Raw genomic sequence first — 15,154 nt, forward strand, 5'->3', positions numbered from 1 at the left:
GTCAGAGCACTGTCCTGGCCGTTCCGTAACCGCTTTCCGCCGACTCGCCAGAGTCGCCGTCATGGAGACGACCCGCCACTTCACCGCGACCGTCTACGTCGTCAACGACGGCGCCGCGGCGCTCCACGAGCACGCCCGTCTCGGCATCCGCATTCCGCCGGGCGGCCACGTCGACCGCGACGAACTTCCCCACGAGGCCGGTCTTCGCGAGGTCCGCGAGGAGACCGGCCTGGACGCGACGCTACTCGGGAGCGCGCCCGACGTGCCGGCGCCCGACGGAAAGGCGCTGCCGACGCCGCGCTACCAGATGCTGTACGACATCAACGTCCACGAGAACGGCGAGGTCGGCCACCAGCACGTCGACCACGTCTACTTCGCTCGCGCGCCGACCCGCGACATCGACCCCGCTCCGGGGGAGGAACCGCCGGACGCGTGGAACTGGTACACACCCGCAGAGCTACGCGAAAGCGACGTCGACGCCGACACTACCCGCATCGCCATCGAAGCCATCGAGGCCGTGGACTGACCCGGCTCAACACGCGGCGCCGCGCTACAGTCTACTCTCCACGTACTTCGTGACGTGGTCGTCCATCCGACGCTTGAATCCTGCCTGCCGCGCGAGTCGGTCGACCTCACGGGCGACCAGACTGCCGTACTGGACCGCTTTCTTCTCACGGTTCGCCACGCAGTCTGGCAGCCACTCGTTGGCGGCCTCGCGGAGCGCGCGCTTCCGCACGCCGTTCTCGACCAGCCACTCGCCGGGCAGCGTTAGCGCCGCGCGAACGACGTCGTCGCAGAGCAGCGGCGTCACAGGTTCGACCCCCGCCGTGCGGATTGCGCGTACGTCACGCTCCAGTTGGTCGGGGAGCGTCGCGAGCACCTCCCGGCGCGCGCCACGCACGGTGTCGGCCTCGACGCGGTCGTCGTCTGGCGCGTTCGCCACCTTCGCGTACCCGCCGAACAGTTCGTCGGCGCCCTGGCCGAGCGCCAGGTGGTCGTGGCCGTCCGCGGCGACCCGCGTCGCGACGAGGTACAGCGGCAGCGCTATCTGGACGTCCATCGCGTTCGTGCGTCCAATGGCTCGCGCCACCTCGGGCACCGCGGCCTCGATGTCGTCGAGCGAGAGGTCACAGACCCGGAGGTCGTCGCGTCGCCGCATTGCGTCCGCCGACTCCCGCGCTGACTCGACGTCGGTCGCGTCGCCGTAGCCCGCCACGTACAGGGGTGCGTCGGCGTGGGCGGCGAGCAATGCGGAGTCCACGCCGCCCGAGAACGCGACGGCGAGGTTGGCGGTGTCGTCGAGGGAGCGGGTCACCGCGTCCAGGATGGCGTCTCGAACGCGTTCGACAACTCGCTCGCGGTTCGCTGGCGGGTCGGGCAGTGACCACGCGCGGCGCGTCTCGCCGTTCTGCCAGACGTGTCCAGCGGGAATGAGCGTCGGCGACTCGAGGTCGTCGGGGTCGTGACTCCACGCGTCGCTCGTTAGTTCAGCGGCGTCCGCCTCGACGTAACAGAGGTCTCGGCCCAGAACGTCCCGCACGAGTCGCCCGTCGAGTTCACCCGCGAACCCGCACGTTCCGGGAAGCGGGTCGCCGCTCGCGAGCGCGTCACGGGCGACCTCCGCGACCCCGTCGTCCATCAGAAGAACTGCCCGAGGCGGTTCTTCACGCGACGCTTCGCGCCACCGGCGGCCTGCCGGAAACTGATCCGCCACGGCGTGCGCTTCCCTTCGACGGTCGTCTCGCCCGCGCGCACGGCGTCCAGGATGGCGGACAGGGAGGCCTCTTCGGCGTTCACGCGGGTCACCGCCTGCCCCACCATCTCCGCGATGTGGGCGTCGCTTCCCGCGGTCATCGGGAGACCGTTGTCGCGCGCGAACTCCTCGGCGCGGCGGTTCGCGCGCCCGGTCAGGAGGCGGGAGTTGTACACCTCGATGGCGTCCGCGTCCGCGAGTTCGCCACGCGAGATGTTCGCCGCGACGCCGCTCCGCGAGGACTGGAACGGGTGTGGAACGATGGCGACGCCGCCGCGTTTCCGGATGGCGTCAATCGTCTCGGCGAAAGAGCGACCCGATGGGACGGCTTCGTCGATGCCGATTGCGAGCACGTGACCGGCCGCACTCGTCACCTCCATCCCGGGGATGCCGACGAGATCGTACTCCGACGCGAGGTCGGCGGCTCGTTCACTCGCCTCGAACTCGTCGTGGTCCGTGACGGCGATCGCGTCGAGACCGACGGCCTGGGCTTGCTCGAGCAGCATCTCGACGGAATCACGGCCGTCGTGGGACGCGGACGAGTGGGTGTGGAACTCGACGGACAGCACGACCGTCAGTTTCGGTGGACGCGCCAAAAACGAATCGGTCGACGGACAGGTGTCACAAAAATTCGGTCTCACCGTGTGCCGGGCCGATAACTCGCCCTCTGCCGTTGTAGATGCACGAACGTGTGCATAGAAACGACTAAACACCCGAAGAAGAACCAAGTTAGTGAATGAGTCTCGACGACCCGGACCGCCGACTCGTGACGGCGGAACTCGGCCGCGACCCGACGCCCGCTGAGGCCGCGCTGTTCGAGAACCTCTGGAGCGAACACTGCGCGTACCGATCCTCACAACCCCTCCTGGGTGCATTCGACACGGATGGTGCGGACGTCGTCGTCGGCCCGGGCGACGACGCAGCAGTCGTCGAGGTGGCCGATGGACTGTTCGTGACGTTCGGCGTCGAGAGCCACAACCACCCGAGCTACGTCGACCCCTACGACGGCGCCGCGACGGGCGTCGGCGGCATCGTCCGAGACACCCTCTCGATGGGGGCGTACCCCATCGCGCTCGCGGACTCCCTCTACTTCGGGGAGTTCGCGAACGAACACTCCCGGTACCTCCTCGAGGGCGTCGTGGAGGGTATCAGCGACTACGGGAACGCCATTGGCGTCCCGACTGTCGCCGGGAGTACGCAGTTCCACGAGGGGTACGAGGGCAACCCACTCGTGAACGTCGCGTGCGTCGGTCTACTCCCCGAGAACCGACTCGTCACCGCGGACGCGAAAGAAGCCGGAAACAAACTCGTGCTCGTCGGAAACGCCACCGGACGCGACGGCCTGGGCGGCGCGAGTTTCGCCAGCGAGGACCTCGCCGAGGACGCCGAAACCGAGGACCGACCCGCCGTGCAGGTCGGCGACCCGTACACCGAGAAGTTGCTCGTGGAGGCGAACGAGGTACTCGTCGACCGCGACCTCGTGCTCGCCGCGCGTGACCTCGGCGCCGCGGGCCTCGGCGGCACGTCCTCCGAGATGGTGGCGAAGGGCGGACTCGGCGCGCGCATCGACCTCGACGCCGTCCACCAGCGCGAACCGAACATGAACGCGCCCGAAATCCTGCTCGCAGAGTCCCAGGAGCGCATGTGCTACGAGGTCCGTCCAGAGGACGTGGACGCAGTGCGCGACGTCGCAGACCGCTTCGACCTCGGCTGTTCCGTCATCGGGGAAGTCACGGCGGGGAACTACGTCTGCGAACTGGGCGGCGAGACGGTCGTCGACGCCCCGCCGGAATTCCTCGCGGACGGCGCGCCGATGAACGACCTCGACCGGGAGGAACCAGAACCGCCCGCAACCGACCTTCCAGACGTCTCGCTCGACGAGGCGCTCGACGCGGTCCTCTCCAGTCCGAACACCGCGAGCAAGGAGTGGGTGTACCGCCAGTACGACCACGAGGTCGGCAACCGCACGCTCCGGCGACCCGGCGACGATGCGGCGGCGCTCGCACTCCACGAAATTGCCGACGCTGGCGGTAGCAAAACTGCACTCGCGCTCTCTGCGGGCGCGAACCCGAACTGGACGGACGCCGACCCGTACCGCGGCGCGTACGCGACAGCCGTCGAGAACGCGACGAACCTCGCGGCGGTCGGTGCGCGGCCGCTCGCCGCCGTCGACTGCCTGAACGGTGGCAATCCCGAGAAGCCCGACGTCTACGGCGGCTTCGCCGCGGCGGTGGACGGCCTCGCGGACGGCTGTCGGGACCTTTCGGTGCCCATCGTCGGCGGGAACGTCAGCCTCTACAACGACTCCGAGGCCGGCCCCGTGCCGCCGACGCCGACGCTCGCGATGCTCGGCGTGCGCGAGGGCTACGACGCGCCCGACTGCACTGTCACTGGCGACGGTGACCTCGTGCTCGTCGGCGGACACGACGAGTCCCTGGGTGGCTCCGAGTATCTCGCGCAGTGGGGCGGTAGCGACGTATTCCCGGAGGTGGACGCCGCTGGCATTGCGGCGGTCCGCGCGGCGGCGACCCACGACGCGACGCTCGCAGTCCACGACATCAGCGACGGCGGCCTCGCGGTCACGCTCGCGGAGATGGTGACCGAGGACGGGGGCGTGGACGTGCAGGCACCGAGCGTCGAAGCGCTGTTCTCGGAGGCGCCGGGCCGCGCGGTCGTGGAGACCACTGACGCGGCGGCGCTGCGGGACGCGGTCAGCGCGCCAGTAGTTGACCTTGGGACAGTGATGGGGAGAGGTTCGCTTCGGCTCTCGGTCGGCGACAACTCGGTCGTGTACGACTATTCGGAGATAGCCGACGCGCGGGACGTGCTGGCAGCAGAACTAGACTAACGGCGTCTGACCGTCGTAGAAACGCCGCTACGAAGAGCCGCCGTCTCAGACGAAAAACGGCAGTGCGTACGCGATGGCGGCACCGACGACGAGCACGGCCAGTCCGGTGAACACGTTTCCGACCGTGTAGTCCTGCATCGGCGAGGTGACGCGCTGTCGACGTTCGCCGCCCTCGTGGGCGTCGGGGTCGTGGTCCGTGCCTGGTGCGTCGCTGTGACTCGCTTCGTGTTCGGTCGCTGCGTCGTCGTGGTCTGCGGTCATGCGCGGCGGTTCGTCCGGGGTCTACTTTGCAGTACCGGAGCAGCCCCGCCGAAGTTAGCCAGCGGTTGCAGCGAGCGACCGGACAGACGAAACCCCTATTCGCGACTCGCACCAAGCACGCGCATGCTCACGAAGCGCGTCGTGCCCTGCATCGACGTGGACGTCGACGAGGACGGCAACCCCGCCGTCTACACGGGCGTGAACTTCGAGAATCTCGAGTACACCGGCGACCCCGTGGAGATGGCTCGGCGGTACAACGACGCGGGCGCGGACGAGTTCGTCTTCCTCGACATCACGGCGAGCGCGGAGGGCCGCGAGACGATGCTCGACACGGTATCCCGAGTTGCCGACGAGGTGTTCATTCCGCTCACGGTCGGTGGCGGAATCCGGGACACCGAGGACATCAAGGAGACGTTGCGTGCGGGCGCGGACAAGGTGTCTATCAACTCGGGCGCCATCGCCAACCCGCGGCTCGTGAACGAGGGCGCGCGGGCGTTCGGCAGCCAGTGTATCGTCATCAGCGTGGACGCGAAGCGGCGCTTCGACGAGCGCGGCGAGTACTACGCGCAGGTCGACGGTGAGTCCTGCTGGTTCGAGTGCACGGTCAAGGGCGGACGCGAGGGCACGGGGCTCGACGTCGTCGAGTGGGCGGCCGAAGCGGAATCCCGTGGAGCGGGCGAGTTGTTCGTGAACTCCATCGACGCCGACGGCACGCGAGAAGGGTACGACCTCCCGCTCACGCGCGCGGTCTGTGACAGCGTCTCCACGCCGGTCATCGCGTCGTCGGGCTGTGGCGGCCCCCAGGACATGGTCGACGCGTTCGACGCCGGCGCGGACGCTGCGCTCGCTGCGTCCATCTTCCACTCGGGAGAGTACACAGTCGCAGAGGCGAAGGCGTATCTCGACGACGCTGGGGTCCCGGTCCGCCGCTGAGGCAACTGGGCCCTCGCCGAGGCGACAGAACTCCTGTTGAGATGACTACCGGAAAGCCGAATTACTTATACCATCAGTATATTACTGTGTGTTCATGTCACACCTCGGCTCACCCGGTTCGGACGGCCCGCCCCTGGCCGACTGCCGCCCCGACGGGCCGCTTCCCCCCGGCCGGTCGGTCGTCGACGCCGTCGAGTGCGGGTCAGCACGTTTCCTCACGCTGACGCACGCGACGGGCGGCGTCACGCCCACGTACCTCGTGTTGACCGCTGACGACGACGACGAGTCGGCGACGCCACTATCCTCGACCGATGTGCTCTCGATGCCGGAGATACAGAACGCTATCGCGTACTTCGGCAGCGGAGTCGAGAGCGTACGCGTTCAGACACAGTCGGCGCGCCGCGTCGCCCTGCGCGAGCACGTCGACGCGCTCGGTGGCGAGGACAGCGCGTTCGCGTTCGCGGGGCGGACGTTCCACCTCGACGTCGTTCTCGGCTGAGTCGCGAGGTTGTTCTCGGTCAGGCCGCCGACTCGAACGTGCTTCCGAAGTCCCGGAGTTTCTCCCCCGTGAACTCGGCCGCGCTCTCGAGCGCGTCGATGGGGTCGGTCTCCTCGTCAGTCTTGATAGTGACCAGTGGCTCCGTCTGCCCACCCGACTGCTCGGGGTTCATGTCGTAGGACGCGGCCGTCACGCCGTCCGTCTCGAGCAGTGATCCCTTGAGCACGTTCATGAACGTGTGGTCTTCACCGGCGATCTCGATGGTGAGCTCCGTCTCGCCCTTCTCGATGACCCGCAGATCCATGCCCGGAATTTCGACGGTCCAGTGTTTCAACGTTTCGAAGCGGGGGTTTCGTGCGTAAAGTGCCGACCGCGCCCAAGCAAGCCAGTCACGGGGCCGCGTTAAGCACGTAAGACTGTTGTCGATTCGCGAGACGAGGTGGTCACGATTTAACTACTCCCCGTCCAAGCCCGGAGTATGTCGTCTTCGTCGCTGGTCGTTCTCGCGGTCGCGGGAGCCACGCTCGCCGTCGCGGCAGCCGTCCCGCGCCTCCGACGACCCGCGCTCCTCTCAGTTGGCACGCCGCTCGCTGCGTTACTCGGCCTGGTCGCCGCACTGTTCGCGGGATTCGTCTCCATCTACGACGTGCTCGCGTACGCTCCGGTGCTCGTCGTCGGCGCCGCGACTGCTGCCGCGCTCGCGACTGGAGAGGGACGAGCGTTCGTCCGGCGCGTCCGCTCCCGACTCCTGTTCGGCGTGCCCTGGGGGACGGCGCTCGTCACCGCGTTCGTCGTCGCGTTCTACGTCTACGTCCAGTTCGGATTCCGGGGGCTCACCTCTCCGCTCGTCGTGCCGTTCGTCTCGTGGTCGTACTACTACCCGCTGGGCGTGCTCACCGCGCCGTTCGCGCACGCCGGCCTCGGCCACCTCACGGGGAACGTCATCGGCACGCTCGCGTTCGCGCCACTCGCCGAGTACGCCTTCTCGCACTACCCCACTGGACGCGGGAATTCATCGTTCGGGTCGTGGCGGACGAACCCCTACGTCCGGGCGTTCGTTCTGTTCCCCCTGGGCGTTCTCGCCGTGGCCCTCCTCTCCGGCGTCTTCGCGTGGGGTGCGACAATCGGGTTCTCGGGCGTCGTGTACGCGTTCGCCGGGTTCGCGCTCGTCCGCTACCCGCTGGCCACGGTGGTCGCGGTCACCGCTCGCAGCGTCGTCTCCGTGCTCTTGGAGACGCTCCAGAACCCGATCGTCTACGCGAACCCGTCGCCGTCGTTCGGCGCGCCGTGGTGGGCAGGCATCGCCGTGCAGGGCCACCTGTTCGGCTTCCTCCTCGGCGCACTGCTCGCCGGCGCGCTCGTCGCGCGCCGCGGGAACCGGCCGTCCGGCGCACGCGTCTGGTTCGGGGGGCTCGTACTCCTCACCTCGTTGTCGCTCTGGGCGGTCTGGTGGTACGGAGTGAGCACCCAGTACGTCCTCTACCGGGCTGTCGGCGTTCTCCTCGTCGCCGGCGTCGCGGCGCTGCTCGCGGCGGTCGTGCGGGCCGGCGACCGAACCCTGGTGAGCGACCTCACTACGCGACGGGTCGCGTTCTCGTTGCTCCTGTTGCCGATTCTCACGATGTCACTGGTCGCCGTTCCCGTGAACCTCACGACCGTTCAGGACGCCGGGCTTCCCGGCGACCCCGTCGAGATCCGGGACTACCGAGTCACGTACGCCGAGGACGTCACGAACGAACGCGTCGGAGCGGTCGACGTGCCGTACTTCGAGCAGGTGACGAACGTCTCCGCGAGCGGGGTGGTCGTCGCCAACCCCGACCGGAACATCTGGGCCGAGCGGGTATCAGCGGGCGCGCTCGCGTTCTGGGGCGACCACGCGGTGACCGTCGGCGGCCTCGGATGGGAGGAGACGGTCTGGGTGCACCGCCGCGGCTGGGTGCCGACCGGAGCACACCCCGTCTACAACGTCTACGTCGAACCTGAGAACGGGGATTTACGGCCCGTGTTCGCCTCGCAGAGTGCCACCGCCGACCCGGTCGTCGCGGGACGCAGCGTCCGCGTGGACGCACGCGAGGGCGCGTTCGGCCTCCGAGTCTTGCGGAACGGCTCGGTCCTCTCGAGCGTCGGCATACCCGCACAGAACGAGACGGTGACTGCTGCCGGCCTCACATTCGTCCGGAACGGGTCGCGGGTCGTCGTCGTAAACGGCGACACCAGAGTCACGATCGCCCACGAGGAACAGTACCAGTAGTCGGGCCCCTGGAGCGCCGTCACGCCCACTCGACTCTGAACACTTCCACGTCGAGGGTCTCGCGCTCGCGCTCGTGGAAGTCGAACTGGTGGTCGACGTCGAACTCGGCGGCGAACGCGTGCGTAACCTCGCCGCCGGCGTCGGCCGCGAAGGACTCCACGAACTCGCGGCTTCCCGCGTTGTGTATCGAGTACGAGACCGACGCGAGTTCGCTCGCGGTGGCCAGGAACCCGCGGTCCGCGTGGCGGTTGCCGCGTTGCGCGCCGAACGGCGGGTTCATGACGACCGTGTCCACGTCTGCGAACGGCGGTCGCGTGGCGTCCCCTCGGATCCAGTCGACTGCCACGTCGGGGTCGATAGCGCGCTCGTTCTCTTGTGCAACGGTGAGCGCGTCGGAATCGCGCTCGACGCCGACGACGCGTTCGGGTTCACAGGTTGCCGCGCCGAGCGCGAGCACGCCGGTTCCCGCACCGAGGTCCGCAACCACGCGGCCCGCGACGTCGTCGTGGAGGGTCGCGAGGTGGAGCAGGTGGGCCGCGACGTCCGCGGGCGTGGGGTACTGCTCGAGAGCCACACTCGGGTCCCGGAACCCCTCGACTGCGGCGAGTTGTTGTTCGAGCGCGCGCTTCATGCGGGGAGAAGGAGTCGAGGCGCGAAGAAGGCTGTGCTCGGCGGAGCGGCTGGTCAGTCCAGTGACAGACCGTCGACGTCGAGTGCGACACCTTCGCGGTCGGCGCGTTCGCGCAGGGCGTCGATGGCCGGGCGGACTTTCTCCGGGGACGTGACGTCGTCGACGGTGACGGTGAGCCGGTTCGCGCCGAGGAACGCGGCGGCGTTCACGAGGTCGCGGAGTCGGTCGGCCTCCTCCTGGGTGGCGAGCGAGCAGTCCTCCGAGAAGCACGCCGTGGCGGCGACTTCGGCGGGCACGTAGCCCTCTGCTGTGAGGTCACGTGCGAACGTGCGGAGGTCCTCGCGCGTTGCGTCGGCGATAGACTCTGCGTCGATGGAGACGGGCGTTGCGTCGGTCGGGCGACACTCTTCGACGGCGGTGTTCGTCCCTGAGTGCGGCGTGGTGCTCATACACACGGATACACAGTGGATATACAAAAACCTTTGCTGATGCACAATGGTAATACAGGGGCGAGGGTGGTGATGACGAAGCGAGTGCTCCGACTGTGGGTGCACCGAGAGAAACGGCAAAAGAGTCGCCGGCAGTATTCGATTTCAGTCAGCCCGGACGCGGTCGAGGGCTACCAGGTGCCGTGGAACGTGTCGAACGAGAGGTCCTCGAGTGGCTTGTTGCCGACCGCGATCTCGTACTCGCCGGGCGTCAGCATCGGCTTGTGGAACTGCGGCCCGTCGTCGGTCGTGATGCGCGGACAGCCCGTGTTCACGAACGCGTCCATGTCGAAGTTCCGGAGGCGGTCCGGGGTGACCTCGTCCATCGTGATGAGGTAGGCGTTGTCGTTGTTCTCGACGATCTCGTTGGCCTGGTCCCAGCGCCCCTGCCCGATCTTCGTGCAGAAGATGACGCCCCACTTCTCGGCGTCCATCGCCTTGTGGACCGACGCGTAGCGCTGCTTGAGGAACTTCTCGGTGTCCGCGACCGAGACAGCGTTGTTCACGGGGTCCGCGATGACGACGTGTTTCTCTGGGTGTTCCATCGCGAGTCCGAGCGGGTGGAACTTCCCGCCGCCGACGTACAGCACCTGGTCGGCGTCGATGTCCGCGCTCGCGTAGTTACAGCCCAGCACCTGCCCCTCGTTGGTGAGGCGGTCGTCTCCACGACGCGTGTGCACGTCGAAGCCCCGCTCCTCCAGCCACTCCCGCATCTCCTCGAAGCGGTTCATGTGCTGGGCGGTCGTTACCAGGCCCACGTCCCCGACCTCGAGTTCCTCCATGGACTCCTCCATGATGGGCTCGACGTCCACGTTCGAGAACAGCGGCACGTAGATGATCTTCTCGGAGTCCTTCATCGGGGAGTGGCCGAAGTGGACGAACACGTCCGTCCGGCGCATCATGTACGTGTCGAGGTCGCAGGCGCCGTAACACGGCTGTCCCGAGATGAGTACGCGCACGTCCTCGGGCAGCAACTCGCGGAGGTCGTCTGCCACGGCGGGCGCGCGCCGCTTCAGACCCTCCGGGAACTGCAGGCCGACCTTCTCGGCGTCGCGCTCCTCGACGGCGTCAACGATGCGGTCGAGTTCGTAGTCCCACGTCCGGTCTCGCTTCAGGGATAGACCCGTGTTCCGGAGGTCCCCGTCCGAACGCGTCTCCTCTTGGCTCATTGTGTATTCACACTCACCTCGTTCGTTTAACCTCGGCGGTTCCGCGGCCACGACGAACCCTCAGCCGTCGTGGAGACACGCTCGTAGGTCTCCCTCAGGTGCGCCTCCGCGTTCCACGCGGACTCGACCATTGGCGCCGTCCGCTCCCTGCGAATCCACCTCGGAGTGTCGGGCGAGGGATACGCGCACCGAGGAATCGGCGCAAATCGCCACATTTCCTCGTGAACAACTTTCAACAAGGCGGTCATGGTGGGTAACGCTTATCCGTGGCTTGTCGTTTATGCGGGGTGTGTCCGATAACACTCGACGCGAGAGCGACGCGAGCGTATCAGGTGATACGGGTCATTCCGCATCGACACGCCGCGCCTTCATTGGCGCGACAGGTACCGCAGCCGCGAGTTCACTCGCCGGCTGTACGGGCATCCTCGGCGGTGCAGGCGGCGGGGACGTCCTCCGCGTGACCGTCTGGAGTGGGAACTACGCAGAGCGCTTCGAGAAGGCGATCAAGCCCATCTTCGAGTCCCGCTTCGACGCCACCCTCCAGCTCAACTCCGGGTGGAACTCCCTGCTCGCGAAGATCAAGTCCTCACCACCGGACAACCCGCCGTTCGACGTCACCGTGACGGTCGAACCCATCTACTACAACGGCCGGAAGCAGGGGCTCTTCGAACCGCTCCGCTACGACGAGAACATCCCGAACATCGAGGGCGTCATGCAACACTACAAGGACATTCGTCCTATCTCCCACGGCGCTCCCGTGGACGGAGCGCCCCTCACAATCCTCTACAACAACTCCCTCGAGAAGCCGGTGGACACCTGGAGCGACTTCACCAGTGACTTCGTCAAACAGTCCAACGGCGTGGGCGTCGACTCCGGGTTCTGGATCTACCCGCTGCTCAGCGCGGCCGTCGGTACGGACGCCGCGCCCGGCGCGCAGGAACTCTATCAGAAGGCCGACCACGAGGAACTCATCAACACCATCGAGCAGTGGCCGATCACGGGCTGGGCGTCCTCGGGGACCGACGTCTGGCAGCAGTTCCGGAACGGCATCATCGACGCCGCGCAGTGGTACTTCGGCCAGGTGTACTACGACATCGACAAGCACGAGGACATCTCCTTCGCGATGCCGGAGACGAACGCCGGCTACATGGACAACTGGGCGGTCGTCCGGGGCACCGACAAGCGCACGCTCGGCGAGAAGTTCATCAACATGCTCCTCGACCCCGAGGTCCAGAGCAAGTGGTCGGAGGAACATCCGCTGTTCTTCACCACCAAGGAGATGGAGTACGCGGGTGACCTCAGCAACTACCTGCCGACCAACGAGGAGGAGGCGAAGAAGATGTCCATCCCGCAGTGGGAGCAGGTGGCACCGTACTCCGACAAGTTCTCTACGAAGTTCAAGCGGATGAAGACCCAGTAGTCAGATGGCATCTGTCACACTCGACGACTTGACCAAGCAGTACGGAGACTTGACCGCCGTCGACGACCTCGACCTCGACGTCAGGGACGGCGAACTCCTCTGCCTGCTCGGCCCCTCCGGTTGCGGCAAGTCGACGACCCTCCGGATGCTCGGCGGCCTCGAGTCGCCGAGCGGGGGCGACGTTCACATCGGCGAGGAGCGCGTCACCGACCAGCCACCGTACGACCGCGACACCTCGATGGTGTTCCAGTCGTGGGCGCTATTCCCCCACAAGTCGGTGCTCGAGAACGTCGCGTTCGGCCTGAAGATGGCTGGCGTCGGCGCCGAGGAACGACGCGAGAGCGCCCGCGAGATGCTGTCGGTCGTCGAGATGAGTGAGTTCGCGGACAGCGACCCCGTGGACCTCTCCGGCGGGCAGAAACAGCGCGTCGCGCTCGCGCGCTCGCTCGCCATCGAACCCTCGGTCCTCCTGCTCGACGAACCGCTGTCGAACCTCGACAAGCGACTCCGCGAGCAGATGCAACTCGAATTGCGGAACATCCACGAGGAGGTCGAGACGACGTTCGTCCACGTCACGCACGACCAGAACGAGGCGTTCACGCTCGCCGACCGCATCGGCATCATGAACGACGGCGAGATCGAGCAGGTCGGCCCGCCCCGAGAGGTGTACGACAACCCGGTGAGCCTCTTCGTCGAGGAGTTCCTCGGCGACACCAATCTCGTTGACGCGACCGTCCAGGCGACCATCGACGGCGGCGTCGTCGCAGAAACCGAGTTCGAAACGGACATCGAAGTGCCGACGGCGCCGGGCGAAGTCGGACCCGGTGACCCGCTCACCATCTCGTTCCGCCCCGAGGAACTCACCGTCGACCACGTGGTCGCGGACGGCGGTCAGCGCACCGCCAGCGACGTGAGCGACGAGATCACGACCTCCCTCGAGGGGACCATCACGGACGTCCTCTACCGCGGGTCGTCGGTCCGGTTCTACGTCGAAATCGGCGACGCCGGCGTGTTCTTCGAGCAGAGCGTCGGCGCCGACACCGAGTTCGAGGTCGGGGACAGCGTCAGTGTGTCCTGGGACCCCGACGACCTCCTCGTCTTCTCGGCGGGTGACCGTGTCGGCGGGGGTGGTTCCGAGTGAGTGGTCTCTTCGGAGACTCCGCGTTCGAGTGGTTCGGAGAGAAGATCAAGAGCCGTGGCTCCCGGAACATCTTCCTGGTGGCCCCGCTCGCGGCGTTCGAGCTCGTGTTCTTCCTGATTCCGTTCCTCATCCTCGTTCGGATGAGCCTGAACGCGAACGTCGACCCGGGATTCTACGCGTCCGCGTTCACGCTCGAGGGCTACCGCGCCGTCCTCGAATCCAGCCTCTACCACCAGCTCATCATCTTCTCGTTCAAACTCGGCGTCGTCGCGACGGTCCTCGCCGTGGGGCTCGCGCTGTTCTACGCGTACGCCGCGTACCAAGCGGAGGGATTCCGACAGTCCGTGTTGCTGTTCTCGGTCATTCTCCCTCTGTTGACGACGCTCGTCGTGAAGACGTACGCGTGGCGGCCACTTCTCGCACCCAACGGCGTGCTGAACGACATCCTGCTCGGACTGGGCGTCATCGGAACCCCGATATCGTTCGCTCCGGGCATCGTCGGGACGCTCGTCGGCCAGGTGTACATCGTCTTCCCGTACGCCGTGCTCGCCATCTACAGCGTGCTGACGACGATGGACTGGGACACCGTCGAGGCCGCCCGCGACCTCGGCGCGTCACGGCCGCGGTCGTTCTTCGAGGTCGTCGTCCCCGAGGTACTCCCCGGCATCGCGGTCGCAACCGTCATGTCGTTCGCGTGGAGCGTCGGCGCGTACGCCGCGCCATCCCAGTTGGGGTCCGGCCAGCAGACGACGTTCGCGATGGAGATAGAGAGCCTGATGCTCACGCAGTTCGACTACCCGACCGGCGCCGCGTTCAGCCTCCTGATGCTCGGCGGGATGCTCGTGGTGTCCCTCGCCGTGATGCGACTCCTCACCGGATCCATCGGAGGTGTCCAGAATGTCTAGGGTGACCCGCGAGCGCGCCGAAGACGCGCTGTTCCGCGCTGGCTACTGGCTGGTGTTCGCGGTCGCAATGTTGCCCATCGTGGTCGTGTTCGTCACATCCTTCCAGCAGGGCCAGTACCTCACGTTCCCACCGAGCGAGTTCAGCCTGCAGTGGTACACCCAGTTCTTCTCCAGTAGCAAGTGGTTGAGTGCGGTTCGCGACAGCATCATCATCGGCGTCGGCGCGTCCGTCCTCGCCACCACGCTCGGCGTCACGGGCTCGCTCGCCGTGCAGCGCTCGGACTCGGTGCTGGCGCGCATTCTGCCGCCCATCATCCTCCTTCCGCTCCTCCTCCCGCCGGTGGTCATCGGGCTGACGCTGCTCATCTACTTCAACAGCATCGGCTTCATGAACGCCTACCTGAACATCATCGTCGCGCACACGCTGTGGGCGACGCCGCTCGTGTTCTTCATCATGCAGTCGGTGTTCGCCCGGTTCGACTGGAGTCTGCGCGACGCCGGCATGGACCTCGGTGCGTCCCCGGGTCGCGTGTTCTACCACGTCGTCTTGCCGAACGTCCGGAGCGGCGTCATCATCTCCGGCGTGGTGGCGTTCATCGTGAGCCTCCAGGAGTTCATCATGGCGCTGTTCCTCAAGAGCTTCACCGTGAAGACAGTGCCAGTGCTCGCCTGGCAGTCACTCCAGTCGTCGCTCACGCCGATAGTGAGCGTGGTGTCCACGTTCCTCGTCGGCGCGTCCGTCCTCGGGGTGTTGATCGCGACCACGCTGATGAACATCGAGTGGCTGGCCGAACAGCTCTGAGCCGGCGCGAACACCCCTTCCGGCAGGCCTAAAGGGTGACAGCACCAACGGTG

The 15,154-nt window shown here is 66.9% G+C and carries 16 protein-coding genes; 9 read left to right on the plus strand and 7 right to left on the minus strand.

Annotation, left to right across the window (positions count from 1 at the left end):
* Positions 1-61: 61 nt before the first annotated feature.
* Positions 62-526, plus strand: a complete 465-nt coding sequence (locus tag LT970_RS05430) for an NUDIX hydrolase (RefSeq protein WP_232688449.1) — start codon at positions 62-64, stop codon at positions 524-526.
* Positions 527-550: 24 nt separating this feature from the next.
* Here the strand turns inward: LT970_RS05430 and LT970_RS05435 are convergent, their stop codons facing one another.
* Together LT970_RS05435 and LT970_RS05440 are read right to left on the minus strand one after the other, a co-directional pair.
* The gene (locus LT970_RS05435) at positions 551-1,639 is read right to left on the minus strand and encodes an asparagine synthase C-terminal domain-containing protein (RefSeq protein ID WP_232688450.1); all 1,089 of its coding nucleotides are present in this window, start codon (positions 1,637-1,639) and stop codon (positions 551-553) included.
* The gene (locus tag LT970_RS05440; RefSeq protein ID WP_232688451.1) at positions 1,639-2,322 is read right to left on the minus strand and encodes a PHP domain-containing protein; all 684 of its coding nucleotides are present in this window, start codon (positions 2,320-2,322) and stop codon (positions 1,639-1,641) included. Before LT970_RS05440 ends, LT970_RS05435 begins: the two co-directional genes overlap by 1 nt.
* A gap of 167 nt (positions 2,323-2,489) precedes the next feature.
* Here LT970_RS05440 and purL point away from each other — a divergent pair, with 167 nt between their 5' ends.
* Entirely contained in the window at positions 2,490-4,601 is a 2,112-nt protein-coding gene (gene purL / locus LT970_RS05445; protein WP_232688452.1) for a phosphoribosylformylglycinamidine synthase subunit PurL, read from the plus strand.
* Between the two features lie 45 nt (positions 4,602-4,646).
* Here purL and LT970_RS05450 read toward each other — a convergent pair whose 3' ends face one another.
* Positions 4,647-4,862 (minus strand): DUF7550 family protein, encoded by a 216-nt coding sequence (locus tag LT970_RS05450; protein WP_232688453.1) that lies wholly within the window; start codon positions 4,860-4,862, stop codon positions 4,647-4,649.
* Positions 4,863-4,985: 123 nt separating this feature from the next.
* Here LT970_RS05450 and hisF point away from each other — a divergent pair, with 123 nt between their 5' ends.
* Positions 4,986-5,795 (plus strand): imidazole glycerol phosphate synthase subunit HisF, encoded by an 810-nt coding sequence (hisF, locus tag LT970_RS05455; protein WP_232688454.1) that lies wholly within the window; start codon positions 4,986-4,988, stop codon positions 5,793-5,795.
* 94 nt (positions 5,796-5,889) lie between these two features.
* On the plus strand, positions 5,890-6,294 hold the full coding sequence (locus LT970_RS05460; protein ID WP_232688455.1) for a hypothetical protein: 405 nt from the start codon (positions 5,890-5,892) through the stop codon (positions 6,292-6,294).
* Positions 6,295-6,313: 19 nt separating this feature from the next.
* Here the strand turns inward: LT970_RS05460 and LT970_RS05465 are convergent, their stop codons facing one another.
* On the minus strand, positions 6,314-6,598 hold the full coding sequence (locus tag LT970_RS05465) for a DNA-directed RNA polymerase subunit L (protein WP_232688456.1): 285 nt from the start codon (positions 6,596-6,598) through the stop codon (positions 6,314-6,316).
* A 174-nt stretch (positions 6,599-6,772) separates the two neighbouring features.
* Here LT970_RS05465 and LT970_RS05470 point away from each other — a divergent pair, with 174 nt between their 5' ends.
* The gene (locus LT970_RS05470; protein WP_232688457.1) at positions 6,773-8,545 is read left to right on the plus strand and encodes a rhomboid family intramembrane serine protease; all 1,773 of its coding nucleotides are present in this window, start codon (positions 6,773-6,775) and stop codon (positions 8,543-8,545) included.
* A 19-nt stretch (positions 8,546-8,564) separates the two neighbouring features.
* Here LT970_RS05470 and LT970_RS05475 read toward each other — a convergent pair whose 3' ends face one another.
* The 3 genes from LT970_RS05475 to dph2 all read right to left on the minus strand — a co-directional run bounded on the left by LT970_RS05475 (position 8,565) and on the right by dph2 (position 10,833).
* Positions 8,565-9,176, minus strand: coding sequence for an METTL5 family protein (locus LT970_RS05475; RefSeq protein ID WP_232688458.1), 612 nt, complete (start codon positions 9,174-9,176; stop codon positions 8,565-8,567).
* 53 nt (positions 9,177-9,229) lie between these two features.
* Complete coding sequence (locus LT970_RS05480; protein WP_232688459.1) at positions 9,230-9,625, minus strand: DUF7961 family protein; 396 nt, start codon at positions 9,623-9,625, stop codon at positions 9,230-9,232.
* A 170-nt stretch (positions 9,626-9,795) separates the two neighbouring features.
* The gene (gene dph2, locus LT970_RS05485; RefSeq protein ID WP_232688460.1) at positions 9,796-10,833 is read right to left on the minus strand and encodes a diphthamide biosynthesis enzyme Dph2; all 1,038 of its coding nucleotides are present in this window, start codon (positions 10,831-10,833) and stop codon (positions 9,796-9,798) included.
* A 289-nt stretch (positions 10,834-11,122) separates the two neighbouring features.
* Here dph2 and LT970_RS05490 point away from each other — a divergent pair, with 289 nt between their 5' ends.
* Genes LT970_RS05490 through LT970_RS05505 form a run of 4 tightly spaced genes read left to right on the plus strand, consistent with a single transcriptional unit; the run spans position 11,123 to position 15,101 of the window.
* Positions 11,123-12,253 carry an ABC transporter substrate-binding protein gene (locus LT970_RS05490; protein ID WP_232688461.1) on the plus strand — a complete coding sequence of 377 codons (1,131 nt, stop codon included), beginning with the start codon at positions 11,123-11,125 and terminating at the stop codon, positions 12,251-12,253.
* Between the two features lie 4 nt (positions 12,254-12,257).
* Positions 12,258-13,394, plus strand: a complete 1,137-nt coding sequence (locus LT970_RS05495; protein ID WP_232688462.1) for an ABC transporter ATP-binding protein — start codon at positions 12,258-12,260, stop codon at positions 13,392-13,394.
* Entirely contained in the window at positions 13,391-14,299 is a 909-nt protein-coding gene (locus LT970_RS05500; RefSeq protein ID WP_232688463.1) for an ABC transporter permease, read from the plus strand. The genes LT970_RS05495 and LT970_RS05500 overlap by 4 nt, the downstream gene beginning before the upstream one ends.
* Positions 14,292-15,101, plus strand: coding sequence for an ABC transporter permease (locus LT970_RS05505; RefSeq protein ID WP_232688464.1), 810 nt, complete (start codon positions 14,292-14,294; stop codon positions 15,099-15,101). Before LT970_RS05500 ends, LT970_RS05505 begins: the two co-directional genes overlap by 8 nt.
* The last annotated feature ends 53 nt before the right edge of the window (positions 15,102-15,154 follow it).

The sequence above is a fragment of the Halobacterium zhouii genome, from assembly GCF_021249405.1.
In the GTDB taxonomy this organism is placed as follows: Archaea; Halobacteriota; Halobacteria; order Halobacteriales; family Halobacteriaceae; genus Halobacterium; species Halobacterium zhouii.